Here is a 371-nt window from a genome sequence, read left to right on the forward strand (position 1 = left end):
GAAGATGTGGTGAAAGCCGCAGAAGACGCAGAAAAAGCAGCAGAAAAAGCGCTTGAAGATGCGAAAGCTGATGGTGTGATCACACCTGAAGAGAAGAAAGCGGTTGAAGATGCAAATGCTGCGGTTGAAAAAGCGAAAGACGACGCACAAAAAGCTATCGACAACTTGCCGGACAGCACAGGTAAAGACGCATTACAAGATCGTTTAGATGATGTCAATACCGTGGAAGTCCCTGATGTTACTGATGCTAACGGCAATGGTATCCCGGATGATCAAGAAAAAGCATTGGAAGATGTGGTGAAAGCCGCAGAAGACGCAGAAAAAGCAGCAGAAAAAGCGCTTGAAGATGCGAAATCTGATGGTGTGATCAC

Annotated in this window: 1 protein-coding gene; it reads left to right on the plus strand. The window is 46.1% G+C overall.

What is annotated here, in order from left to right; translation table 11 throughout:
• Nucleotides 1-371, plus strand: a 371-nt coding sequence (locus E4T92_RS11110) for a hypothetical protein (protein ID WP_209307354.1), incomplete at both ends; no start/stop codon positions are given.

The sequence above is a fragment of the Pasteurella sp. WM03 genome, assembly GCF_004570945.1.
In the GTDB taxonomy this organism is placed as follows: domain Bacteria; phylum Pseudomonadota; class Gammaproteobacteria; order Enterobacterales; family Pasteurellaceae; genus Rodentibacter.